The following is a 22474-nucleotide window of genomic DNA, read 5'->3' on the forward strand; positions in this document are numbered from 1 at the left end:
CCTATCCCCTGTGTGCCTTGAGTACCCGTGTCGCCCTGGGTGCCTTGAGCACCCGTGTCGCCCTGGGTGCCTTGGGCACCAGTCTCGCCTTGTGCCCCTTGGCTGCCTTGTGACCCGGTGCTGCCCTGGCTGCCCTGCGCGCCTTGTACCCCGGCGTCGCCTTGGGCCCCCTGGAAACCTTGAGCTCCCTGCGCGCCGCTGTTGCCTTGTGCGCCGGTGTTGCCCTGGGCGCCCTGGGAACCTTGCGCCCCCTGCGGACCGCTGTCGCCCTGGAAACCCTGAGTCCCCTGCGCCCCGCTGTTGCCCTGTGCGCCTTGCGCGCCGGTGTCGCCCGGTGCGCCTTGGCTGCCTTGTGCGCCGGTCTCGCCTTGTGCGCCGGCCTCGCCTTGCGAGCCCTGGAAACCTTGAGCACCCGCGTCGCCCTGCGCGCCCTGACTGCCCTTCGAACCATGGGGGTGGCCCCGGTCCGGCTGCTTGCCCCCCTTGTCATGCCCACCCCACGGGCCCTGCCAGCCTTGCGGGCCGCAGTCCGGTGGTGTGCCGGGGGAGGGCTTCCACGAGTCGTCAGATCCACCGTCGTCTCGGAAGGCGGTCGGCCAGTACAACGGGAGCCCGCCGTACTGGCCGACCGGGCCCGGCGTACCGAGATGCATGCCCTGGGAGGACGATTCCGCTTCTTTGGGTGGCGCTGCGGCTGCGGGCCCACCCGTCATCCCGACCAACAGCAGGGCGGAACTCAATCCTGAGGCGGCGCGGCCATGCTTCGGCCCCCGCCGCAGCCGTCGGTCGTTGCTCATGACCCCTCCAGGGCCGCCCCAGATGCACCCAGAGCTACCTACTCGTGACGTACGGTTGTCGGCGAATTGCAGAGTAGGCGACGGATTCGCGAAGCATGACCGTTATGAGGCTTTTGGGTGGTCACGGTGCTATCTCTAGGTCGGCGTCCTGTTGGTCCGGCCACCCCGCAGGCTGGGCCTATGCGCCAGACGTCGGGGCGGTGCGCCAGGCGCGGGGGCGCATGGCGTGAGCCAGCCTCGACCCGCCTGGTGCGAAGAGCGCCGGTGGGTGTTTTGTTATGATTTAACCAAGCTTGGGGCAAACAAGAGGTTAGCGTCGTCAGCACTATGGTCGAGGTTGAGCTACGCAGTCTCCGTCGTGATCTGGCTGACGCCGTGCCGGTCGCCTCGACCATGTCCTCCACGCCCGCGCCGACGGCACCTGCGTCCCTTTTCCCGCCGCCGGCCTTCTTCTCGGGTGTCCGACCGGAGGTCGATCCGCCGACTTCGCAGCGCGCACTGCCGCGGACAGTGCGGGGCCCATCGGTGCTGGCGGAGCGGCGATGATCCGCTGGCTCGTCACCGGTGCGGGCGGCATGCTGGGGCGCGACATCGTCGAGGTGTTACGCGCCCGACCCGGCACGGTGGTGACCGCCGCCGCTCACGACGAACTCGACATCACCGACGCGGCGGCCGTCGCCCGCGCCGTCCCGGGACACGACATCCTGGTCAACGCCGCAGCCTGGACCGACGTGGACGGTGCGGAGACGGCCGAGGAACTCGCCACTGCGGTCAACGGTCATGGCGTACGACACCTGGCTGGCGCCTGCGCCGACCACGGCGTGCACCTGATTCACGTATCCAGCGACTACGTGTTCGCCGGGGACGGGAAGGCGCCGCTGGACGAGGCGGCTCCGCCGGCGCCCGTCAACGCGTACGGGCGCAGCAAACTCGTCGGCGAGCGGGCGGTGCGGGCCATCCTGCCGCACACCGGTTACGTGGTGCGTACGGCCTGGCTCTACGGCGACCACGGCCCCAACTTCGTGGCGACCATGCTCCTGCTCGCGGCGAACCGGCCCGACGTGCAGGTGGTGGCCGATCAGCATGGGCAGCCGACGTGGTCGGCAATGCTCGCCGAGGGGATCGCCGGCCTTGGCGACGCGGCCCGCGCCGGCCAACTCACCGCCGGGATCTACCACGGCGTCGCCGGAGGGCGCACCACCTGGTACGGCCTGGCCCGCGCCGTGTACGAGGAATGCGGTCTGGACCCGGACCGTGTGCGGCCGACCACCACCGACCGGTTCCCGCGACTGGCGCGCCGGCCGGCGTTCAGCGTGCTCACGCGCCGACGGTGGGCGGAAGCCGGCCTGGAGTTGATGGACGACTGGCGCACCCAGCTTCGCGCTGCTCTGCAGAGCCCCGGGCTCGCGAAACTGGCCGAGGCGGCGAGAACGGTCCCGCCCGTTGCCGCGCGACCCCGCACGACCATCACGCCCGGTGCGTGGTCGACGACGCCGTCCGCGGTGCGGGTGACGGCGAACGCGAGCGGCGGTCCGCAGAGCGGGTGAGCCGTGCCGCCTGCGTGACCTGAGTGCCTACTCGTCGGCTGCCTGACCGGAGACCAGGCCGGGAGTCGTCCGGCGACACCACCGGTCGGTCGGCCCGACCACGACGGGTACGACGTCAGACGTAGATCTTCTTGGCGTACTCCGGGCCGTAGTACCTCTCCAGGTCCTCCAGGTTCTCGGAGGGCGCCTCGACCTCCTTGATCAGGCGGGCGCGGGACGGCAGAGCGTCGGGCTGCCAGGTCTCCGGCTGCCACAGCGCGGACCGCAGGAACGCCTTCGCGCAGTGGTAGAAGATCTGCTCGATCTCCACCACCACGGCGAGCACCGGGCGGTGCCCCTTGACCACCATGTCGTCGAACCAGGGCGCGTCGCGGACCAGTCGGGCCCGCCCGTTGATGCGCAGCGTGTCGGTGCGACCCGGGATCAGGAAGAGCAGTCCGACGTGCGGATTGTCCAGGATGTTGCGGTAGCCGTCGGCCCGCCTGTTGCCCGGCCGCTCCGGGAGCGCGATCGTCGTGTCGTCCAGCACCAGCGCGAACCCGGCCGGGTCGCCCTTGGGTGAGACGTCGCAGGTGCCGTCGGCGCCGGCCGTCGCCATCAGGCAGAACGGCGCCGCGCCGAGCCACTGCCGGTCCCGTTCGTGCAGGCGGGTGCGTTCCTTGTTCGCGGCGCGTACGCCCGGCGTGCCGAGCAGTTCGCGTAGTTCCTCGTGCGAGGTGATCTCCACCGTCACGTGATCCTCCCCCAGCCGTTGACCCGGGTGGCGGCGCCACCGTCGCCAGCCTAGGCCCGCGTGGCCAGCGCGAGGTTTGCTCCCGGTCGCCGGGGGTACGGCCTGAACCGACGCGCCCGCCGCACGTACCGTCCGCAGGAACGCCGACCAGTGGAGGCCGGGAGATGGAGAGCCGACTCAAGGTGCTGGGTCACCCAGTCCATCCGATGCTGGTCATGTTTCCGGTCGCGCTGCTGGTCACCGCGCTGCTGTTCGACATCGTCGACACGGTCGGCGGGCCCGACTTCCTCGGCGAGGTCGCGTACTGGAACATCACCGTCGGCCTGGTCGGCGGCCTGCTCGCCGCGGTGGCCGGCTCGTTCGACCTGCTGGCGATCCCGACCGGCACCCGCGCGAAGCGGGTGGGCCTGCTGCACGCGGGCGCCAACGTCGCGGTGATCCTGCTCTTCGCCGCGGTGTGGGCGGTTCGGCTCAACGCCGACTCGCGGGCCGCCGGCGGGTCGTTGATCGCCATCGAGGTGGTCGCCGTGGCGATCCTCGGCATCAGCGCCTGGCTCGGTGGCGAGTTGGTCGACCGGCTCGGCGTGGGCGTCGACCGCGACGCCGGTCTGGACGCGCCCAGCTCACTGCGGCCCACCGCGGCCAACCAGCGGATCGGAGACGTGCGATGAGCGAGCAGCAGCAGACCGGCGGTTCCGGCCGGGGTTGGCGCGGCCGGCAGCAGGGCTGGGACCCGATGGGCGAGTTGCAGTCGTTGCGCGCCGAGCTGAGCCGGCTGGTCGGCGGCCGGGCCGGGTCGTCAGACGTCGAGCTGACCGAGACCGCGGACGGCTGGCAGGTGGTCGTCCGGCTGCCGGGCGTCGCGCCGGAGGAGGTCGCCGTCGAGCTGGACGACCGCGAGCTGTGCGTGCGGGCCCGCTCCGAGGCGGAGGTCAACGCCGAGCAGGGCATTCCCGAGGGCTTCGAGACCCGCGGTTTCGAGTACCGCATCGACCTGCCGTCCCGCGTCGACCCGGAGGGCATCGACGCGGTGATGGATCACGGTCTGCTGCGGGTCCGCCTGCCCCGGGCGGCGCGGCCCACGGCGCGCACCATCACCGTCGGCCGCACCGGGCCGCGCTCGGGCGGCCTCTCCAGGGGTACGCCGAGCCCAGCCGATCCCGCCGCGGACCGGGAGCTGCACCACCCGGACACCGTCGGCGAGATCGACCGGCCGTAGCGGACCGCGTGGTCACCCCGTCCCTGCTCGGCCCGACGGCCGGGCGAGTCGAAGATGTGCACCGGATCGCGGTGCTGCGTGCCAACGCCCTCGGCGACTTCATCTTCGTGCTGCCGGCGTTGGACGCGTTGCGCGCCGCGTACCCCTCGGCGGAGATCGTGCTGCTCGGCGCGCCGTGGCACGCGAAGCTCTGGCGCGACCGCCCCGGCCCGGTGGATCGGGTGCTGGTGGTGCCGCCGGGCCCCGGCATCCGGCAGCCGGAGGCGGGTGAGCCGGAGTCCACGATGGACGAGTTCGTGGCGGCGGCCGGCGGCGAGGGTTTCGATCTTGCGTTGCAGGTCCACGGCGGTGGTGCCAACACCAACCCGTTGATCGGCCGCCTCGGTGCCCGGGTGACGGCGGGTCTGCGCGCCGAGGACGCGCCGCCGCTGGACCGGTGGGTCCGCTACGTGTACTACCAGCACGAGGTGATCCGCTATCTGGAGGCGGTGGCCCTGGTGGGCGCCCCGGCGACCACAATCGTGCCGTCGCTCGCGGTCACCGACGCCGACCGGGCCGAGGCGGAGAAGGTGCTCGGCCCGCCGACCCGCCCCCGGGTCGCGCTGCATCCCGGCGCCAGCGACACCCGACGCCGCTGGCCGGCCGAGCGGTTCGCCGAGGTGGCCCGCGCGCTGCACGGCGACGGGTACGAGGTGCTGGTCACCGGTACGCCCTCCGAGCGGGAGGTGGTGGACGAGGTGGTCGCGGCGGCGGGCGTGCCGGTCCGGCCGCAGGTGGGCACGCTCAGCCTCGGTGGGCTGGCCGGCTGCTACGCCGGTTGCGCGCTGGTGATCTCCAACGACACCGGCCCGCTGCACCTGGCCGCCGCGGTGGGCGCGTCGACGGTGGGCATCTTCTGGGTCGGCAACCTGATCAACACGGCGACACCGCTGCGCGGGCGGCACCGGCCGATCAGCTCCTGGATGGTGCACTGCCCGGTCTGCGGGGTGGACTGCACGCCTGGCATCTACCCGCACCGGCCGGGCGACGGCGAGTGCCCGCACCGCGACTCGTTCGTCGCCGACGTGCCGGCGGCCGAGGTGTGGGAAGCGGCAGGCGAACTGCTCAACCCGTAGCCGGCGCTCAGGCCGGCTGCGGAGTGTCCTCGTCGGCGAGGACGACCTCCCACGCCTCCACGTCGCGTTCGGTGACGGTGGTGGGGGACTCCAGGTGGTAGGCGCCGCTGGGCAGGATGCCCGCCCCACCGTGGCGGGCCAGCACCGCGAGCTGGGCGGCAACGTCCTCGCCCTGGTGTTTCTCGTGCACCCGTCGCCAGAAGTCGAAGCCTCCGGAGTCGACGAGCTTGGCCCGGTCGTAGAGCACGCATCCGCCGATCCAGGACACCTTGTACGCCCGCCACGCCCCCGGCGGCAGCGCCAGCTCGGCGGTGACGTGCAGCAGGTTCGCCGCCGAGTGGATGCGGGCACGGTCCCACTCGGGGGTGCCCGGCCGCACCCGCTCCGGAACGGGCCGGCCGACCCACTCCTCGTAGTGCCGGTGTGCCTCCGGCCGCACGTCGTCGGTGTACGACAGGCCGTGCACGCCGTTGCCGACGAACCCGCAGCCCAGCTCCTCGATCGCGGTGACCAGCCGGTGCAGCGCCCCGGGTTCCAGCCACACGTCGTCGTCGAGGTTGAGCACGTACCGGGCGGACGACGCGGCGAGCAGGTAGGCGCGGTGCTCGGCCAACCCGCGGCGCGGCAGTCGGCGGGTCAACAGCACCGGGTGGCCCGCGTGGCGCAGCGCCCGGACCATGGTGGCCGCGGCCGGGTGGGCGTACGCCGGATCGCCGTCGGACTGGTCGCTGACCACCACGCCGAAGCCGGGCACCCCGCCCTGTGCGGCGAGCCCGGCCAGGGTGACGGCCAGTTCGGCGGGCCGGTTACGGGTCGGAACCAGCACGTCGACCAGCCGGTCGGCGCGGAACTCCGCCGGGGTGCCGACGGCGAGGGGCCGGTTCACGACGCCTGGGTGCGGGGGCTCAGCGACGGGTCGGTGGCGTGCGACGACGGGTCCTGGCTGTGCGACCGGATCCGCTCGATGATCGCCGAGGTGGACCGGTCCGGCACGTACCCCAGGGTGCGCACCTGACCGCCCAGCCGGCGCACCAGCGGCGCCTCCGGCACCAGCTCGGGCGGGTAGTCGCCGCCCTTGACGTACACGTCGGGCCGGACCGCCTCGATCAGCGCGGCGGGCGAGTCCTCCTCGAACACCACCACGTGGTCGACACAGGAGAGCGCGGCCAGCAGGGTGCCCCGGTCCTCGACCGGGTTGACCGGCCGGTCCGGCCCCTTGAGCCGGCGTACGCTGCCGTCCGAGTTGACCGCCACGATGAGCAGGTCACCCAGGGCGCGGGCCTGTTCCAGGTAACGCACGTGCCCGGGGTGCAGCACGTCGAAGCAGCCGTTGGTGAACACCACCGACCGGCCCGCCTCGCGGTGTTCGGCGACGATCGCGTCCAGTTCGTCGGTGCCGACCACCGCCGGGTGCCCGGTGGTCTCCGACGGCATGTCGAGGGCGGCGAGCAGGTCGTCCCGCAGGCACACGCAGGTGCCGGTGTCGGACACGGTGATGGTGGCCGCGAGCTGGGCGAGTTGCGCGGCGGTGGGCAGCGGCGCGTCGGCGGCCAGGGCCAGCGTCATGGCCGCCAGGTACGCGTCTCCCGCGCCCACGGCGTGGCTCGCGGGGACCGGGGTGCTGTGGCTGCGCCGCCGTTCCCCGTCCGCGCCGCCGACCACCGCGCCGTCGGTGTCCAGGGTCACCGCGACCACGTCCGCGCCGGTGTGCGCGCGCAGCTCGGCGAGGCGCGACTCGGCCAGTACGGCCCGGTCCACGCCCGCTCCGGCCTCGGTGTTCACGGTGACGCCGGTGCCGGTGACGCTGAGGCCGTCGCCGGTGAGGGCCACCCGACCCTCGCTCGGGGTGGGCTCGCCGACCGGGCCGGGTCGGTCGTCGGCGTGGGCCCCGCCCGGGGCGGCGCCGACGCTCAGCTCGGACGGCCCGTCGGCCGGATCGCTGTCCGGGTGTTCCAGGTGCAGGTCGGTGCCGGCGGTCGAGCGGTTCGCACCGCCGGCACGGGCCAGCAGCCGGGTCGCCTCGGCGAAGCTGGGGGTGACCACCGTCGGCGCGAGCCCCCGCCAGTCGGCGAGGTCGTGGGCGTCCAGCGCCACAGTGGCGTACCGCTCGCGCTGTTCGACAAGCCACGCGCGGACCGGCGCGGGCAGTGCCCCCAGGCCGTAGTCGCAGACCACCAGGGTCGGCGCCTCTCCGCCGGCGGCGGCGCGCAGCTCCTCGGTGGCGCAGTCCAGCGCCGTGAGCAGCCGGGCCACCCCGTCCGGGTCGAGCGCGTCGTCCGCGTCGCCGGAGTCCTCCCGGAGCAGGATCTGGTTGCCGGCGAGCATCCGCCGCTTCACCGGGGTGGGCCGACCGGGTTGGTTGACCGTACGGTCCCAGACGCCGGCCCGGTCCAGGCAGTCGTGCAGTTCGTCGCCGGCCACGTCCGCGCCGACCGGCGCCACAAGCACGGCCCGACCACCGAGGGTGGCGACGTTGACCGCGGTGTTCGCGGCCCCACCGGCGGCGGAGATCCGTCGACGCAGGGTGAGGACCGGTGCGGGCGCCTCCCGGCAGAGCCGGTCGGAGTCGGCGAACCGCCACTCGTCAAGCATGGCGTCGCCGACGATCAGGACCGGGCGCCCGAGCCAGCTCTCCACGACGGTGGCGAGCCGGCGCTGTTCCGCTGCTGCTCCTGCCATGCCTCCCCGGGTCCCCAGCGGCCCTCGGGACAAACCTGCGCCGGGACCGGCTGCGCCGCAGGTCCGCGGCCTTTCGTCCCGCCCTCGTCGACGCGGTGCCCGTCGTCACCGACGTGGGGTGTTTCGGGCGTTGGGGGTCGGGAAGGAAATTGGGGTACCCCGGAAAGGAGATGTACCGAGATGGCAGCGACATTGCAGGGCAAGAGGATCGCCTTCCTGGCCGCCGACGGCGTCGAGGAGGTCGAGTACGTCCAGCCGCGCGAGGCCGTCGAGAACGCCGGCGCGACGGCCGAGCTGGTCTCGCTCAAGCCCGGTTCCATCCAGTCCTTCAACCACCTGGACCAGTCCAAGACGTACGACGTGGACGTCACCGCGGACAAGGCGGACGCCGCCGGGTACGACGCGCTGGTGCTGCCGGGCGGTGTGGCGAACCCGGACTTCCTGCGGTCCGACCCGGACGCGGTGCGGTTCGTGAAGGCGTTCTTCGACGCCGGCAAGCCGGTGGGGGTGATCTGTCACGGCCCGTGGACGCTCATCGAGGCGGACGTGGTGCGCGGCCGGCGGATCACCTCCTGGCCCAGCCTGCGGACCGACCTGACCAACGCCGGCGCGACCTGGGTCGACGAGGAGTGCGTGACGGACGGCAACCTGACCAGCAGCCGAAAGCCGGACGACCTCCCCGCCTTCTGCGCGAAGATCACGGAAACCTTCGCCGCCTGACCCCGCCCCTGGCCCTCGTTGATCATGAAGTTATTGCCTCCCCGTTCGGCGTGTCGGGGCAATAACTTCATGATCAACGCATGTTCTGGGGTGGTCGGGAAAGAGGGCTTGATGACCACCGAAGCCTCTGCCGCGCCGGTACTGAATCGCCAGCAGATCCGGCTGCTCATGCTGGGCCTGATGACCGGCATGCTCCTGGCCGCCCTCGACCAGACCATCGTCGGCACGGCCCTGCCGACAATCGTCGGTGAGCTGGGCGGGATCAACCACTACTCGTGGGTGGTCACGGCGTACCTGCTCGCCTCGACGGCGTCGACCCCGCTGTACGGCAAGATGGCCGACCTGTACGGGCGTCGCCCGGTCTTCCTCTTCTCCATCGGCACGTTCCTGCTCGGGTCGCTGCTGGCCGGCCTGTCGCAGAACATGACCCAGCTGATCATCACGCGGGGCATCCAGGGCCTCGGCGCCGGTGGTCTGCTGACGCTGGCGTTCACGATCATCTCGGACGTGGTCTCACCCCGGGAAAGAGGCCGCTACCAGGGTCTCTTCGGAGCGGTGTTCGGAATCGCGTCGGTGGCCGGCCCGCTGGTCGGCGGGTACTTCGCCGAGACCGACTGGCGGTGGATCTTCTACATCAACGTGCCGCTGGCGATCCTGGCCATCGTGGTCTGCTACCACGTGATGCGGCTGATCCCGTTCGAGCGCCGGGACCACGCGATCGACTGGCTGGGCGCCGGCCTGCTGGTGGCCGGGGTGAGCTGCCTCCTGCTCGCGCTGAGCTGGGGCGGGAACGAGTACCCGTGGGGCTCCGGGCTGATCATCGGCCTCTTCGTCGCCGGTGCGGTGCTGGCCGTGCTCTTCGTGCTCCAGGAGGCGCGGGTCGCCGAGCCGATCCTGCCGCTGCGGCTGTTCCGCAGCGCCACGTTCGCGCTTGCCAACTCCGCCGGCTTCGTGCTCGGTCTGGTGATGTTCGGGTCGATCATCTTCATCCCGCTGTACCTGCAGATCGTCAAGGGCGCCTCGCCGACCCGCAGCGGTCTGCTGATGCTGCCGATGATGGCAGGCATCATCGTGACCTCGATCCTCACCGGCCGGGCCATGAGTCGGATCGGCAGGTACAAGTGGTTCCCCGTGGCCGGGTCGGCGACCCTGCTGGTCGGCATGCTCCTGTTCACCCGGTTGCAGGTGGGTACGTCGCTCTGGGTGGCGTTCGGCTTCATGGTGGTGATCGGCGTCGGCCTCGGTCTGTGCATGCAGTCGCTGGTCCTCGCGGTCCAGAACGCGGTGTCCGTCCGCGACCTGGGCGCCGGCACCTCCTCGGCGACGTTCTTCCGGTCGCTCGGTGGTTCGTTCGGGGTGGCGATCCTCGGCACGGTGCTGTCGTCGCGGCTCAACTCGCAGCTCGCCGACCGGTTGCCCGGCGCGATCGCCCAGCTCCCGCCGGAGCAGCGGGCGGCGGTAGCGGCGAGCGGCGGTACGAACATCTCGATCAACGACCCGGCGACCATCATGGCGCTGCCCGGCGCCGTCCGGTCGGCCATCCAGGCGTCGTTCGTGGAGTCGCTGCACCTGGTCTTCCTGACCGCCGGGCTCGTCGCCATCGTGGCGGTGCTCGTCACCCTGGCAATGCCCAACAGCACGCTGCGCGGGGCCGGCCCCGGGGGTGCGACAGGCGGCGCCGACCCGCTGGGCGGCAAGGCGGCAGCGCCGGGCGGTAAGCCGCTGACGCGGGAGTCCAAGGAGGAGGCCGCCGCCGACATGGAGTCCAAGTCCCAGACGATGATCTGACAGGTGCCTGCCGACCGCCCCGAACCGGGGCGGTCGGTGTCACCCGGCCACGAGGCGGAGCGGCTGCGGGTGTTGGCCGTTGAGACGGTCGAGCGCGGCGGAGGTCGCCGCGTCGGCGGGCAGGTACGCGATCAGGCGTTGGTCGTCCTCGGCGGGAAGTTCGAGGGTCTCGTACGCGAGCCGGAGCATGCCCGCCTCGGGATGCGCCAGGCGGAAGATGCCGCTGGGCTGCGCCAGGCCGGGAACCGTCTCGACGCGATGGGTGAAGGCGTCGCCGGCAGTGACGGTCAGCTCGTCCGCAAGCGCGGCCACCGGCGGGTAGGCCCGAAACGGGCCCTGCTTGAGGGCGGCGACCTGCTCGTCGGCGACGTGGTCCCAGTCCGGGTACACGCTGCGGGCGCGGCTGTCGGTGAGGACGAAACGGGCGAGGTTGGGCTCGGCCGCGTCCAGCATTCCGGTCGGTGCGGCCAGCCGCTGGAACCCGGTGGTGTGGGCGAGGATGTCGCTGGGTTGGTTGAGCAGCACCGCGGGCGTGGGTTCGAGACGGTCGAGCAGTGCCTGCACGGTCGGGCGAACCGAGCGTGCCGCGGTGCTTTGACCTCGGCAGTTGAAGCCGGGATCGCTCGCCTTGGTGAGGCGGTGCAGGTGGACGCGCTCGTTGCGGGTCAACCGAAGTGCGTTGGCGAGCGCGGCGAGCACCTGCGGAGACGGCCGGCGGTCGCGGCCCTGTTCGAGTCTCGTGACGTACTCCACGCTCACGTCGGCGAGGGCCGCCACCTCGGAGCGGCGTAGCCCGGCGGCGCGGCGACGCGGCCCGGTGGGGAGTCCCACCTCGGCCGGAGTCACCGCCTCACGGCGGACGCGCAGAAACAGCCCGAGCTCGTTGTCGCTCACCATCCGAACGTAGCAACGTCGGCCCGTCGGATGGTGTCCCTGCTGCTACCAGCTTCACGCCGGTCTCCCTGTCCGCCGTCCGGCTCACGACCGTTGGGGGAGGCGCCCGACAGCGGTCGAGCGCGGTTTCCCTCGGCAGGAGCAGAAATCATGAGTCGTACGGTTGTGGTCGTCGGCGGCGGTTACGGGGGCACGGCGGTTGCCAAGGCGCTGGAGGCCGAGGCGGATGTCGTCCTCATCGATCCTCGGGACGCGTTCGTCAACGTCGCCGGATCGCTGCGGGCGCTGACCCGGCCGGACTGGGCCGGCACCATGTTCTTCCCGTTCGACACGGTGCTCACCCGGGCCAGGGTGATCCGAGATCGAGCGGTCTCGGTGGATCCGGGCGGCGTCACGCTGGCCTCGGGTCAGCGTGTCACGGCGGACTACCTGGTCCTGGCCACCGGCTCCGGTTACGCCTACCCGGCCAGACCCACGGCCGACTCCGTCGCGGAGGCGCTCGACGACCTGCGCCGGACCAACAAGGAGCTGGTCGGCGCCGGGCGGGTGCTGATCCTCGGCGCGGGGCCGGTCGGGTTGGAGCTGGCCGGTGAGATCAAGGAGGCCTGGCCGGACAAGCACGTGATGATCGTCGATCCGGCGGAGCAACTGCTGCCCGGCTTCAAGGCCGAGATGCGCGAGGACCTGCACCGGCAGCTCGACGAGCTGGGCATCGAGGTGCGGCTGGGCACCAGCCTGGCCACGCCGTTGACCACCGAGGCCAATCGGGCCGCGACCTGCACGGCCACCACCACCGACGGCGACGAGATCACCGCCGACATCTGGTTCCGCGCCTACGGCGTGCACGTCAACAGCGACTACCTCGCCGACGGTCGGCTCACCACGCTCACCGCGCAGGGGCAGGTGCCCGTCACCGAAACCCTCAACGTCCGTGGGACGGGCAACGTCCTCGACCACGTCTACGCGATCGGCGACCTCACCGATGTCGCCGAGGACAAGATGGCCGCGTACGCGTTGCGGCACGCCGAGGTGGTGGCGCAGAACATCGTCGCGCACCTGCGCGGCGAGCAGCCCACGGCCACCTACCAACCGATGTCCGACCCGATGATCCTGGTCCCACTCGGGTCGCGGCACGGTGTCGGCCAGATGCCCACGCCGGACGGCCCGGCCGTCGTCCCCGCCGCGACGGTCTCCGAGTACAAGGGCGTCGACCTGTTCACCGGCCGCTTCACCGAGCAGTTCGGCCCCACCGCAGCCTGACGAAGCCGCCCGGCAAGCTTGATCGACTCCAGATCATGGAAGTCGGGGTGTCCTAGGCGCTCGGATACCCCGACTTCGGCGATCTGGAGTCGATCAAGCCCGTGGCTGGCGCTACTTGAGGATCAGCCGGTTGGTCTGCTCGAAGACGTCCAGGTCGGCCAGGGTTTCCAACACCGAGCCGGAGAGTGGGGTGGGGAAGCGGTCGCGGGGGAAGAAGCCGGCGTCGGTGGTCTCGTCGGTGATCCGCTCCAGCTGACCGTCCCACTCCTCCACCTTGAACGCCGTGGTGAAGACCTGGTACGTGTGCCCGTACATGTTGGTGCTGGTCCGGTCCGGGCCGGTGTAGAGGGCGAAGGCGCAGACCCGCAGCGCCCGCAGGCCGGTCTCCTCGCGGACCTCGCGGACCGCGCAGTCGGCGATCGATTCGCCCAGCTCCATCGCCCCGGCGGGCATGGCCCACTGGCCGTTGTCCGAGCGTCTGATGAGCAGGATGCGCCCCGCGTCGTCGTTGACCACGGCTCGGGCGCCGACGAACATCAGCGTCCGGTCCCCGGCGAGCGCGCGTAACTGCCCCACGTACGAGTCGGCCCAGGAGATGCTCACCTGCGACAATTTACGGGGGTTCCCAACGTGTGACCGCCGACACTAGCTTGTTACCCATGCGTAGCACGATGATGGACGCCCCCCTGCAGGTCTCCCGGATCCTCGACCACGGCGCAGGGGTGCACGGCACCGCCGAGGTGGTCACCTGGACGGGCGGCGAGCCCCGTCGGATGACGTACGCCGAGGTGGGTCGCACCGCCGCCCGGCTGGCCCACGCGCTGCGCGACGAGTGCGGGGTCACCGGCGACGAGCGGGTCGCGACCTTCATGTGGAACAACAACGAGCACCTGGTGGCCTACTTCGCGGTGCCGAGCATGGGCGCGGTGCTGCACACCCTCAACCTGCGGCTCTTTCCCGACCAGGTCGCCTACATCGCCAACCACGCCGAGGACCGGGTGGTGCTCGTCGACAGCACGCTCATTCCGCTGCTGGCCCGGGTGATCGGCGAGTTGGCCACGGTGCGGCACGTGGTGGTGGTCGGCGGTGGCGACCCGGCGCCGCTGGTGGCCGCCGCCGGCGACCGGATCACCGTGCACCACTGGGACGCGCTGCTTGCCGACCGGCCCGAGGTGTACGACTGGCCCGAGGTGGACGAGCGGGACGCCGCGGCCCTCTGCTACACGTCGGGCACCACAGGTAACCCGAAGGGCGTCGCCTACTCGCACCGGTCCATCTACCTGCACTCGTTGCAGGTCTGCATGCCGGAGGGCTTCGGTCTCGGGCCGACCGACCGCGAGCTGGCGATCGTGCCGATGTTCCACGCCATGTCCTGGGGTCTGCCGTACGCGGCGTTCCTCTCCGGCGCGTCGTTGATCATGCCGGACCGCTTCCTCCAGGCCGCGCCGATCGCCGAGATGATCGCCGCCGAGCGGCCCACCCTGGCCGGGGCGGTGCCGACCATCTGGACCGACCTGCTGGCCTACCTGGACAGCCACGACGTGGACACGTCGTCGCTCACCGAGGTGATCGTCGGTGGCTCGGCCTGCCCGCCGGCGTTGATGCACGCGTTCGACGAGCGGCACGGGATCGACGTCATCCACGCCTGGGGGATGACCGAGATGTCGCCGCTGGGGTCGGTCTCGCGTCCGCCCGCCGGTGCGACAGGTGAGCAGGCCTGGCGTTACCGCTACACCCAGGGACGGGTGCCGGCGGGCGTGCAGGCGCGGATCGTCGGCCCGTCGGGTGACCCGCTGCCCGCCGACGGCACGGCCGTGGGCGAGTTGGAGGTCCGCGGGCCGTGGGTGACCGCGCGGTACGTCGGTGACGACACCCCGGACGAGGAGAAGTTCCGCGACGGCTGGCTGCGTACCGGCGACGTGGGCACGCTCTCCTCGGACGGGTACATCACGCTCACCGACCGTGCGAAGGACGTGATCAAGTCCGGCGGTGAGTGGATCTCGTCGGTGGAGTTGGAGAACGCGCTGATGGCGCACCCGGCCGTGCGGGAGGCGTGCGTGGTGGGCGTACCGGACGAGCGGTGGGACGAGCGGCCGCTGGCGACGGTGGTGGTCCGCGAGGGCGCGTCGGTGACCGCCGAGGAGCTGCGGGACTTCCTGGCCGGGTCGGTGGCCCGGTGGCAGTTGCCCGAGCGGTGGGCGTTCATCGACACGGTGCCGAAGACAAGCGTCGGCAAGTTCGACAAGAAGGTCGTCCGTTCGCGGTACGCCGACGGTGAGCTGACTGTCCGGGAGCTGACAGCACCGTAACGTTTTACCGGGCACTGTCGCCTGTTGGGCAGAGGAGTACTCCTGACATTCCTCCCCAGGGGCGGCCCCGGCGTTCGCACCGCGCCGGGGCCGCCCGCTCCACACGGGGTGACCCCGCACCGTCATTGTTGCGAAAATTGTTCGGGTCTGTCCCGATGACGGGGAAATCGGGTGCCCAGCGACCCGTTCAGGCGTCGCTGGTGATGATCAGCACCTTGCCCACCGCCGAGTCCTCGACCGCCTGGTGTGCCCCGGCCGTGTCGGCCAGCGGGTAGTGGTGCAGCGGCAGGCCGGCGTCCGCGCCGACCCGGACGCCGCCCTGGTTGGCCGCGGCAGCCACGTCGACCACACCCTGCGCCTTGGCCGCCTTCGGCTCCGTGTAGACGAGCACGAACTGCCAGCGGGCGTTCACCACGTACAGCGGGCGGATCGGGAGCGTCACCTCGGTGCCGCCGTTGTCGGCGTACACGCAGACCGCGCCGCCCTGCCGGATCATCTGCACGTCCGCCGCCGCGTTCGTGGCCGGCGCGACCTCCACGATCGTGTGGACCCCGTCGGGGGCGATCTTGCCGACCTCCTCGACCACGTCCTGCTCGCGATAGTTGATCACATAGGAGGCGCCGGCCGCCGCCGCGAGCTGTGCCTTCTCCGCGCTGCTCACCGTGGCGATCACCGTCGCGTCGGCCCAACGGGCGAGCTGGATCGCCGCGTTGCCGACCGCCCCCGCGCCGCCCTGCACCAGCACCGTGTGGTCGGCAAGCGCGCCGGCGCGCAGCGCGTCGGGCATGAACTCGCCCGCCGTCAGACAGCGGTGTGCGGTGAGGAACGGGATGCCCAGGCTGGCGCCCAACTCGAACGAGGCGTCGCCCAGGGGGACCGCCTGCCGCACCGGCACCAGCGTGTACTCCGCCGCGGTGCCCCACGGCCGCTGCCAGGCCGCCTCCCAGATCCAGACCCGCTGGCCGATCAGCTCGCGGTCGACGCCCTCGCCGACCGCCTCCACCACGCCCGCGCCGTCCTGCCCGGGGATCTGCCAGCCGTCGGGCGGGAAGGCCCGCCGCGACTTCCAGTCCGTCGGGTTCACCCCCGACACCGCCAGCCGGACCAGCACCTCACCCGCCCCCGGCTCCGGCACCGGGCGGTCGACCAGCTCCAGCACCGAGGGGTCGCCGGTGCGCTCGTACACGATGGCTTTCATCAGTTGTTCCTTCCCCACTCTGCTCGCGTCAACCCAGCCCCTCCACCAACTCCGGCGTCAACTCGCCGATCGACCCCAGCGTCACGACCGCGAGCCCGGCGGCGTCTCCGTCGAGGGGGTACGACCTGTGGGGCACGGCCACCACCCGCATTCCCGCCGCCGCGGCCGACCGCACGCCGTTTGACGAGTCCTCCACGGCCACGCAGCGGGTCGCGTCGACACCGAGGCGGCGCGCAACGGTCAGGTACACGTCCGGCGCCGGCTTGCCCCGCTCGGTCTCCTCGGTGGACAGGGTCGCGCCGAAGGCGCCGGTCAGGCCGGTGGCCTCCAACGCCGCCGCGATCAGCCGGGTCGGCGATGAACTGGCCAACCCCAGCGACCACCGCGCCGCCAACCGGCGCACCACGTCGTCGGCGCCGTCGATCAACGGCACGTGCTCCTGGTAGCGCCGGGCCATCTCCCGCACCACCTCGTCGGCGACCTGCTCGGCGCTGCGCCGCACGCCCAGCTCACCGCTGAGATAGCGGGCCCACTCGCCGGTGCTCATGCCCATCAGCCGGTGCTGGGTGTCCGGCTGCCAGGCCCCACCGTGTGTCGCCACGTACGCCCGCCGGACCTCCTCCCAGACCGGTTCGGAATCCACGATCACGCCGTCCAGGTCGAAAACCACCGCATCCGCCACGGGCCCATCCTGCCCGAGAGACCGACCTCCGGTCAGCCGGGCAGCGCGGGCAGCATGATCGGGCTGTTCGGCGGGATCACCGTGTGACAGGACCGGGCGATCGGCTCCAGCAGCTCACGCAGGCGGTTGGTGTCGTCCGGGCCGAGAACCCGCCAGGGATGCTCGGCGGCCAGGTCGGTGGCGTCCTCGACCGCCTGGAACCCGGCGCGACCGACGTCGGTGGCCGTGCCGTCGACTGTCAACCAGCCGCGCTGTGTCAGCCGCTCGCGGGCGGCCCGCCACTGCTCCTCGGACCAGCCCCGGCCGAGCAGGTTCTCCGCCGACATGTCCACCGCGACCCGCCAGGCCAGCGTTTCCACCGGGTCCAGGCCGGCGGCCACCAGGGCGGCGTTGTGCCCGTCGCCGCGCAGCTCCCGCAGCGTGGTGGCGGCCTGCCAGAGGCGCGCGAGGGGGTATTCCCCGACCGGTAGGGCCGCGTTGGCCGCGCCGAGCACCCGCCCGGGGGTCTGCGCCGCCGAGGCGGCCCGCTCCAGCAGGTCGGCGGCCTCGGCCAGGTGCCCCTCGGGCAGCTCGTAGGTCAGCTCCGCGAGGGCCTGCACGGCACCGGTCAGCCGCGCGCGAAGCGACTCCTGCGGGGTCGCCAGTCGCCAGACCGCAGGCAGGGCCCGGCTCACCATGGGTGGTGCGAAGCTGAAGAACGCGGCGATCACGGGAGCGGCCTCGACGGCGCCCAGCGGCGCGGCCCGGCCGGCGAAGTAGCCCCGCCAGTAGCCGCGCAGCCCGACCACCTCGGTCGCGGCCCGCGCTCGGGGATGGAAGTAGGTGACCGCGTGCACCGGCTCGAAGTGCGTCCACATCAACCGGGCGGTCCGCCCGGGCTCGTCCAGCGCCGTCACGTGCACCTCCGCGTCCCAGGTCCGCATGGTCACCCCGGACGGCGGGCCGCCCGGGGTGACGCCGAACCTACTGCCGGAGGGTGACGGGCAGGAAGCCCGATGTGAACAAGTCCATCGCGCCACGGCGACAACCGGGGCGATCCGGACGGGTCACTGGGCGGCGAGCACGTCCACCACGAAGCGCAGCGGACCGGTGGGGCGGCCGTTGGCGTTGGCCTCGTCGTTGCCGTACCCCAGCTCGCCCGGAATGTCGAGCTGCACCCGGCTGCCCACGGTCACGCCGACCAGGCCCTGGTCCCAGCCGGGAATGACCTGACCCACGCCGATGGCGAAGGTGGCCGGCTGCCCGGCGTTCCAGGACGAGTCGAACTCCTTGCCGTCCTTGTAGAAGACACCCACGTAGTTGGTGGTGATGGTCTGGCCCTTCTTCACCGCCGGGCCCTTCCCCTTGATCACCGGGGTGACCGTGAGCTTCTTCAGCTCGCCCTTGCCGGCGGCCACCGTCGGCTTGGTGCCCAGCGCCGGGTCGGCGCCCTCAGGCAGCTGCGGCGCCGGGGGCGCGGTGGGGGCGTCCGCGGCCGGGGCGGAGGCGGACGGGGTCGCGCCGGCCTGGTTGGCGGGCTTGTCGTCGTCCCGGTTCCGGTCGATCCACACGAAACCGCCGATCAGCAGCGCCATCACCGCGACGCCGGCGAGGCCACCCGCCCACGCCTGGCGGCGGCGCTTCGCCTCGGCGGCCTTCTGCGCCGCCAGCTGGGCGGCCAGCCGCCGCCCCGCCTTCGTCGCCGGGCTCTGGCCCTCCGACCGGTTCTCCTGCGTGCGCTCGCTCACGTCGTCGACTCCCTGCTGCGAAGGTGTGGCCGGCACCCGGTGCCGGGGGGAAAGCCGACGCACACGGTACTCGCCCGGCGGCCCGCCGTGCCCGCCCCGGATGCCTCGGATCGCCCAGAGAGGCCCCCGCGGGACGTTATTTCGGGATCACCATGAAGTCGGTCACGAACGACGTCACGCCGCCGTCGGCCGCGCGCCCGATCCAGGTGCCGTAGCAGCCGTCGCCCCAACCCGTGGCCACGGTGACGACGTTGGCGCCGGTGGCCTCGTCGAGGACGGCGGTGATCAGGCCCCGGACCGGCGACACGGGCAGCTCGTCGGGGATGAACACCTCCTCCACCTGGTCGTGGTCCCAGCCGTCGAGGACGGCGAGCGCCGTCGGGTCGGCGAGCGTGCCGGCGCCCGCGTCCACCCCGTACCCGAAGTAGTCGTCCGGACCGAGCGCGGCGACGTCCTGGTCGCCCGCGACGGCCGGCTCCCAGCGGATCGCCGGCTCGTCCGAGACCACCAGTTGCAGCGCGGCCACCCGCCGGTCCACCTCGGCGCCCTCCCGGAGCACCACGGCCACCCAGGCGCGGGCGGGATACCGTCCCGGCGCCACTGTCACCGTGTACGGCTCGGCCTCCGGGCAGACCAGCGGGTCGCACCCGACCACCTGGCCGGTGGGCAGCACGACGTCATCCACCCGATGGGCCTCGATCAGGTACGCGCCGTACTCGTCGGTGAAGCGGGCACCGGGCGTCAACAACCGGTCCAGGTCAGGGGTGTACGGCATGGGGGCTCCTCCGGTGGCCAACGGCCGGCGGAGCGTACCCGGTCCGGCGGACACCCTTCGTCGCCGCCGTACGGTCAGGCGCTCTTGCGGGGTGCGGTCTTGCGCGCGGCCGTCTTCTTCGCCGGTTCCGCCTTCTTCGCGGCGGTCTTCTTCGCCGGCTCGGCCTTCTTCGCGGTGGTCTTCTTCTCGGCCGTCTTCTTCGCCGTGGTCTTCTTCGCGGGCGCCTTGGCGGCCTTCTTCTCGGCCGCCTTCTGCGCCGAGCGGGCCGACGAGATGGGCGTCGGCTCGCCGCCGCCCCCACCGCGCGTGGGCTGTTCGCCGCGTGCCGCCCGGGCCCGGTCCACCGATGCCTTCAGCGCGGCCATCAGGTCCACCGCCGCGGCCGGCGCCTCCTCGGCCTCCTCCGGCTGGACGACCTCGCGACCCTCCACCTTGGCGTCGATGACCTCCTGCAACGCGGCCCGGTAGTCGTCGGTGAAGACGTCCGGCTCGAACTCGCCGGTCATCGAGTCGATGAGCGAGCTGGCCATGGCCAGCTCCGGCGGGCGCACCTTCAGGTCCTCGTCGAGGAAACCGAAGTCCGGCGTACGGATCTCGTCCGGCCAGAGCATCGTGTTGAGCAGCAGTACGCCCTCACGGACCCGCAACGTGGCGAGCTGTTCGCGTTGGCGCAGCGCCACCTTGACGATCGCCACCCGCTCCGAGTCGGTGAGGGCGTCGCGCAGCAGCACGTACGGTTTGGTCGCCGTGCCCTCCGGCTCCAGGAAGTACGCCTTGTTGTAGAGGATCGGGTCGACCTGCTCGGCGGGGACGAACTCCAGCACGTCGATCGCGCGGGAGCTGGTCAGCGGCAGGTCGGCGAAGTCCTCGTCGGTGAGGATCACCATCTCGCCGCCGCCGATGTCGTAGCCCTTGGCGATGTCGTCGTAGGTGACCTCCTCGCCGCAGACCGAGCAGGTGCGCTTGTAGCGGATCCGGCCACCGTCCTCACGGTGTACCTGATGGAACCGGATGTCCTTCTCCTCGGTCGCCGAGTAGAGCTTCACCCCGATCGAGACGAGCCCGAACGACACGGCTCCCTTCCAGATGGCACGCATCCTGCGCTCCCTTCCCCGGTATCGACCATGCTCGCATCCGTTGGAACTCCACGCGAGGTGTTCCGCCTGCTACTACAGTCGGGTCGTGCCCGGCGCGCCGCTCAAGCCGATGCTCGCGATGACCGGGCCGCTCCCGGCGGGTGACGGCTGGGCGTACGAGTTCAAGTGGGACGGGGTCCGCGCGCTCGCCGACATCTCCGGCGGCGTCCAGCACCTGTACGCCCGCTCCGGCGTGGAGATCACCGCCGCGTACCCCGAGCTGGCCACCCTTCCCGAGCAGGTCGACGACGTGCTGCTCGACGGCGAGGTGGTGCTGCTCGGCCAGGGCGGGCAGCCCTCGTTCACGGCCCTCGCCGAGCGGATGCACGTGCGGGACCGCAACAAGGCGGCCCGGCTGGCGGCGGTCATGCCGGTCACGTACATGATCTTCGACCTCCTGCGCCGCAACGGCGAGGACCTGACCGGCTGGCCGTACGAGCGCCGCCGGGAGGCCCTGGACGAGCTGGGGCTGGGCGGCCTCCGGTGGGCGGTGCCGCCGGTCTTCGCCGACGGCCCGGCGACCTACGAGGCGGCCGGGGAGCACGGCCTGGAGGGCGTGATGGCCAAGCGGGTCGGCGCCGTCTACCGCCCCGGGGTGCGCTCCCCGGACTGGGTGAAGGTCAAGCTGGAGGTGACAGGCGACTTCGTCGTGGGCGGCTGGCGGCCGGGCGCGCGCCGCATCGGCGGGCTGCTGGTCGGGGTGCCCGGCCCGGACGGTCGGTTGATCTACCGGGGTCGGGTCGGCGGCGGGATCGGCGCGGCCATCGAACGGCAGCTCCTCACCGAGCTGGAGCCGCTGCGCTCCGGCGTGTCACCGTTCGCGCCGGGCGTGCCGCGCGAGGATGCCCGGGGCGCCATCTGGGTAGAACCCCGGGTGGTGGTGGAGGTGAAGTACGGCCAACGCACCCCCGACGGCCGGCTGCGCTTCCCCCGGGTGCTGCGGTTGCGCCCGGACAAGCCGCCGGAGGAGGTCGACGATGCCGGCTGAGAAGCTACGGGTGGACGTCGAGGGTCGGCCGCTGGAGCTGTCCAACCTGGACAAGGTGCTCTATCCGGCGGTCGGCTTCACCAAGGGCGAGGTGATCGACTACTACACCCGGATCTCCCCGGTGCTGCTGCCGCACCTGGCCGACCGCCCGGTCACCCGGATCCGCTTCCCCAACGGCGTGGACGACAAGTCCTTCTTCGAGAAGAACAAGCCCGCGTCAACGCCGGACTGGGTGCGCGTGGAGACGCTGCCCGCGCCCGGCTCGACGAAGGGTCGGGAGACCATCGACTACGTGGTCGCCGACGACCTGCCCACCCTGGTCTGGCTGGCCAACCTCGCCGCGTTGGAGCTGCACACGCCGCAGTGGAAGGTCGACGAGCAACCCGACATGATGGTGGTCGACCTGGACCCGGGGCCGCCCGCCGGGCTCGCCGAGTGCTGCCCGGTGGCCGTGCTGATGCGCGACCGGCTCGCCGACGACGGCATCGACTCGTACCCGAAGACGTCGGGCAAGAAGGGCATGCAACTGTGCTGCCCGATCGCGGGCACCCAGTCCGCCGACGACGTCTCCGCCTACGCGCGCCGGATCGCCCAGGAGTTGGAGAAGGCCCACCCGAAGCTGATCGTGTCGAAGATGGCGAAGAACCTGCGTCCGGGCAAGGTCTTCATCGACTGGAGCCAGAACAACGCGGCGAAGACGACTGTGGCGCCGTACTCGCTGCGCGCCCAGTCGGTGCCGTCGGTGTCGACGCCGTTGACCTGGGACGAGGTCGAGGCCGGCGCCCGCGGTCGGCGACCGGCCGTCCGCCCGTTCACCGCCGCCGAGGTCCTGACCAGGGTCGAGGAGTACGGGGACCTGCTGGCCGCGCTGCTCGACGGTGGGCCCGAACTGCCCGACTGAGACCGG

The 22474-nt window shown here is 72.0% G+C and carries 22 protein-coding genes; 10 read left to right on the forward strand and 12 right to left on the reverse strand.

Annotated elements, in window-relative coordinates:
* Positions 1-797: collagen-like domain-containing protein (locus MILUP08_RS34335; RefSeq protein WP_475027863.1), on the reverse strand; the 797-nt coding region annotated here is incomplete at its 3' end.
* A 542-nt stretch (positions 798-1339) separates the two neighbouring features.
* On the opposite strand from MILUP08_RS34335, the gene rfbD reads away from it, so the two are divergent.
* Positions 1340-2344 (forward strand): dTDP-4-dehydrorhamnose reductase, encoded by a 1005-nt coding sequence (rfbD, locus tag MILUP08_RS03365; protein WP_007454732.1) that lies wholly within the window; start codon positions 1340-1342, stop codon positions 2342-2344.
* A 115-nt stretch (positions 2345-2459) separates the two neighbouring features.
* Here the strand turns inward: rfbD and MILUP08_RS03370 are convergent, their stop codons facing one another.
* Entirely contained in the window at positions 2460-3077 is a 618-nt protein-coding gene (locus MILUP08_RS03370; protein WP_007454734.1) for a pyridoxamine 5'-phosphate oxidase family protein, read from the reverse strand.
* A gap of 164 nt (positions 3078-3241) precedes the next feature.
* Here MILUP08_RS03370 and MILUP08_RS03375 point away from each other — a divergent pair, with 164 nt between their 5' ends.
* From MILUP08_RS03375 to MILUP08_RS03385, 3 genes are read left to right on the forward strand one after another with little or no spacing between them, the layout of a single operon-like run.
* Complete coding sequence (locus tag MILUP08_RS03375) at positions 3242-3748, forward strand: DUF2231 domain-containing protein (protein ID WP_007454737.1); 507 nt, start codon at positions 3242-3244, stop codon at positions 3746-3748.
* A complete protein-coding gene (locus MILUP08_RS03380) occupies positions 3745-4296 on the forward strand; it encodes an Hsp20/alpha crystallin family protein (protein ID WP_007454738.1) in 552 nt (183 codons plus the stop codon). The genes MILUP08_RS03375 and MILUP08_RS03380 overlap by 4 nt, the downstream gene beginning before the upstream one ends.
* An 8-nt stretch (positions 4297-4304) precedes the next feature.
* A complete protein-coding gene (locus MILUP08_RS03385; protein ID WP_007454740.1) occupies positions 4305-5411 on the forward strand; it encodes a glycosyltransferase family 9 protein in 1107 nt (368 codons plus the stop codon).
* A 7-nt stretch (positions 5412-5418) separates the two neighbouring features.
* On the opposite strand, the gene MILUP08_RS03390 is transcribed toward MILUP08_RS03385, so the two are convergent.
* Together MILUP08_RS03390 and rfaE2 are read right to left on the reverse strand one after the other, a co-directional pair.
* Positions 5419-6297 carry a glycosyltransferase family 2 protein gene (locus MILUP08_RS03390; RefSeq protein WP_007454742.1) on the reverse strand — a complete coding sequence of 293 codons (879 nt, stop codon included), beginning with the start codon at positions 6295-6297 and terminating at the stop codon, positions 5419-5421.
* Positions 6294-8090, reverse strand: a complete 1797-nt coding sequence (gene rfaE2 / locus MILUP08_RS03395; protein WP_007454743.1) for a D-glycero-beta-D-manno-heptose 1-phosphate adenylyltransferase — start codon at positions 8088-8090, stop codon at positions 6294-6296. Before rfaE2 ends, MILUP08_RS03390 begins: the two co-directional genes overlap by 4 nt.
* A 180-nt stretch (positions 8091-8270) precedes the next feature.
* Between rfaE2 and MILUP08_RS03400 the strand changes: the two genes are divergently transcribed.
* Together MILUP08_RS03400 and MILUP08_RS03405 are read left to right on the forward strand one after the other, a co-directional pair.
* Entirely contained in the window at positions 8271-8810 is a 540-nt protein-coding gene (locus MILUP08_RS03400) for a type 1 glutamine amidotransferase domain-containing protein (protein WP_007454744.1), read from the forward strand.
* Positions 8811-8921: 111 nt separating this feature from the next.
* Entirely contained in the window at positions 8922-10598 is a 1677-nt protein-coding gene (locus MILUP08_RS03405) for an MDR family MFS transporter (RefSeq protein ID WP_007454745.1), read from the forward strand.
* Between the two features lie 39 nt (positions 10599-10637).
* Here the strand turns inward: MILUP08_RS03405 and MILUP08_RS03410 are convergent, their stop codons facing one another.
* A complete protein-coding gene (locus MILUP08_RS03410; RefSeq protein WP_007454746.1) occupies positions 10638-11495 on the reverse strand; it encodes a helix-turn-helix transcriptional regulator in 858 nt (285 codons plus the stop codon).
* A 147-nt stretch (positions 11496-11642) separates the two neighbouring features.
* Between MILUP08_RS03410 and MILUP08_RS03415 the strand changes: the two genes are divergently transcribed.
* The gene (locus MILUP08_RS03415; protein WP_007454747.1) at positions 11643-12752 is read left to right on the forward strand and encodes an NAD(P)/FAD-dependent oxidoreductase; all 1110 of its coding nucleotides are present in this window, start codon (positions 11643-11645) and stop codon (positions 12750-12752) included.
* 111 nt (positions 12753-12863) lie between these two features.
* Here the strand turns inward: MILUP08_RS03415 and MILUP08_RS03420 are convergent, their stop codons facing one another.
* Positions 12864-13355 (reverse strand): NUDIX domain-containing protein, encoded by a 492-nt coding sequence (locus tag MILUP08_RS03420; protein ID WP_007454749.1) that lies wholly within the window; start codon positions 13353-13355, stop codon positions 12864-12866.
* A gap of 56 nt (positions 13356-13411) precedes the next feature.
* On the opposite strand from MILUP08_RS03420, the gene MILUP08_RS03425 reads away from it, so the two are divergent.
* On the forward strand, positions 13412-15061 hold the full coding sequence (locus MILUP08_RS03425; RefSeq protein ID WP_007454752.1) for a fatty acid--CoA ligase: 1650 nt from the start codon (positions 13412-13414) through the stop codon (positions 15059-15061).
* Between the two features lie 187 nt (positions 15062-15248).
* On the opposite strand, the gene MILUP08_RS03430 is transcribed toward MILUP08_RS03425, so the two are convergent.
* From MILUP08_RS03430 to ku, 6 genes are all read right to left on the reverse strand, one after another.
* Complete coding sequence (locus MILUP08_RS03430) at positions 15249-16259, reverse strand: NADPH:quinone reductase (RefSeq protein WP_007454754.1); 1011 nt, start codon at positions 16257-16259, stop codon at positions 15249-15251.
* Positions 16260-16287: 28 nt separating this feature from the next.
* A complete protein-coding gene (locus tag MILUP08_RS03435; protein WP_007454758.1) occupies positions 16288-16941 on the reverse strand; it encodes an HAD family hydrolase in 654 nt (217 codons plus the stop codon).
* A gap of 32 nt (positions 16942-16973) precedes the next feature.
* Positions 16974-17864 carry an SCO6745 family protein gene (locus MILUP08_RS03440; protein ID WP_007454760.1) on the reverse strand — a complete coding sequence of 297 codons (891 nt, stop codon included), beginning with the start codon at positions 17862-17864 and terminating at the stop codon, positions 16974-16976.
* Between the two features lie 123 nt (positions 17865-17987).
* Entirely contained in the window at positions 17988-18704 is a 717-nt protein-coding gene (locus MILUP08_RS03445) for an FKBP-type peptidyl-prolyl cis-trans isomerase (RefSeq protein ID WP_083915797.1), read from the reverse strand.
* 100 nt (positions 18705-18804) lie between these two features.
* Positions 18805-19443, reverse strand: a complete 639-nt coding sequence (locus MILUP08_RS03450; RefSeq protein ID WP_007454764.1) for a DUF4241 domain-containing protein — start codon at positions 19441-19443, stop codon at positions 18805-18807.
* 74 nt (positions 19444-19517) lie between these two features.
* Positions 19518-20540 (reverse strand): non-homologous end joining protein Ku, encoded by a 1023-nt coding sequence (gene ku, locus MILUP08_RS03455; protein ID WP_007454766.1) that lies wholly within the window; start codon positions 20538-20540, stop codon positions 19518-19520.
* 85 nt (positions 20541-20625) lie between these two features.
* Here ku and ligD (MILUP08_RS03460) point away from each other — a divergent pair, with 85 nt between their 5' ends.
* Positions 20626-21567 (forward strand): non-homologous end-joining DNA ligase, encoded by a 942-nt coding sequence (gene ligD / locus MILUP08_RS03460; protein WP_007454768.1) that lies wholly within the window; start codon positions 20626-20628, stop codon positions 21565-21567.
* Positions 21557-22468, forward strand: coding sequence for a non-homologous end-joining DNA ligase (ligD, locus tag MILUP08_RS03465; RefSeq protein ID WP_007454769.1), 912 nt, complete (start codon positions 21557-21559; stop codon positions 22466-22468). The genes ligD (MILUP08_RS03460) and ligD (MILUP08_RS03465) overlap by 11 nt, the downstream gene beginning before the upstream one ends.
* Positions 22469-22474: the final 6 nt, after the last annotated feature.

This window comes from Micromonospora lupini str. Lupac 08, from assembly GCF_000297395.2.
Taxonomy (GTDB): domain Bacteria; phylum Actinomycetota; class Actinomycetes; order Mycobacteriales; family Micromonosporaceae; genus Micromonospora; species Micromonospora lupini.

What these genes read in the sequence shown, in the direction of transcription:
- MILUP08_RS03380 (WP_007454738.1), top strand. Translation starts at nt 3,745, where the DNA reads ATGAGCGAGCAGCAGCAGACCGGCGGTTCCGGCCGGGGTTGGCGCGGC.
- MILUP08_RS03375 (WP_007454737.1), top strand. Translation starts at nt 3,242, where the DNA reads ATGGAGAGCCGACTCAAGGTGCTGGGTCACCCAGTCCATCCGATGCTG.
- MILUP08_RS03425 (WP_007454752.1), top strand. Translation starts at nt 13,412, where the DNA reads ATGCGTAGCACGATGATGGACGCCCCCCTGCAGGTCTCCCGGATCCTC.
- MILUP08_RS03450 (WP_007454764.1), bottom strand. Translation starts at nt 19,443, where the DNA reads ATGCCGTACACCCCTGACCTGGACCGGTTGTTGACGCCCGGTGCCCGC.
- MILUP08_RS03430 (WP_007454754.1), bottom strand. Translation starts at nt 16,259, where the DNA reads ATGAAAGCCATCGTGTACGAGCGCACCGGCGACCCCTCGGTGCTGGAG.
- rfaE2 (WP_007454743.1), bottom strand. Translation starts at nt 8,090, where the DNA reads ATGGCAGGAGCAGCAGCGGAACAGCGCCGGCTCGCCACCGTCGTGGAG.
- MILUP08_RS03415 (WP_007454747.1), top strand. Translation starts at nt 11,643, where the DNA reads ATGAGTCGTACGGTTGTGGTCGTCGGCGGCGGTTACGGGGGCACGGCG.
- MILUP08_RS03405 (WP_007454745.1), top strand. Translation starts at nt 8,922, where the DNA reads ATGACCACCGAAGCCTCTGCCGCGCCGGTACTGAATCGCCAGCAGATC.
- MILUP08_RS03410 (WP_007454746.1), bottom strand. Translation starts at nt 11,495, where the DNA reads ATGGTGAGCGACAACGAGCTCGGGCTGTTTCTGCGCGTCCGCCGTGAG.
- MILUP08_RS03400 (WP_007454744.1), top strand. Translation starts at nt 8,271, where the DNA reads ATGGCAGCGACATTGCAGGGCAAGAGGATCGCCTTCCTGGCCGCCGAC.
- ligD (WP_007454769.1), top strand. Translation starts at nt 21,557, where the DNA reads ATGCCGGCTGAGAAGCTACGGGTGGACGTCGAGGGTCGGCCGCTGGAG.
- rfbD (WP_007454732.1), top strand. Translation starts at nt 1,340, where the DNA reads ATGATCCGCTGGCTCGTCACCGGTGCGGGCGGCATGCTGGGGCGCGAC.
- MILUP08_RS03440 (WP_007454760.1), bottom strand. Translation starts at nt 17,864, where the DNA reads ATGCGGACCTGGGACGCGGAGGTGCACGTGACGGCGCTGGACGAGCCC.
- ku (WP_007454766.1), bottom strand. Translation starts at nt 20,540, where the DNA reads ATGCGTGCCATCTGGAAGGGAGCCGTGTCGTTCGGGCTCGTCTCGATC.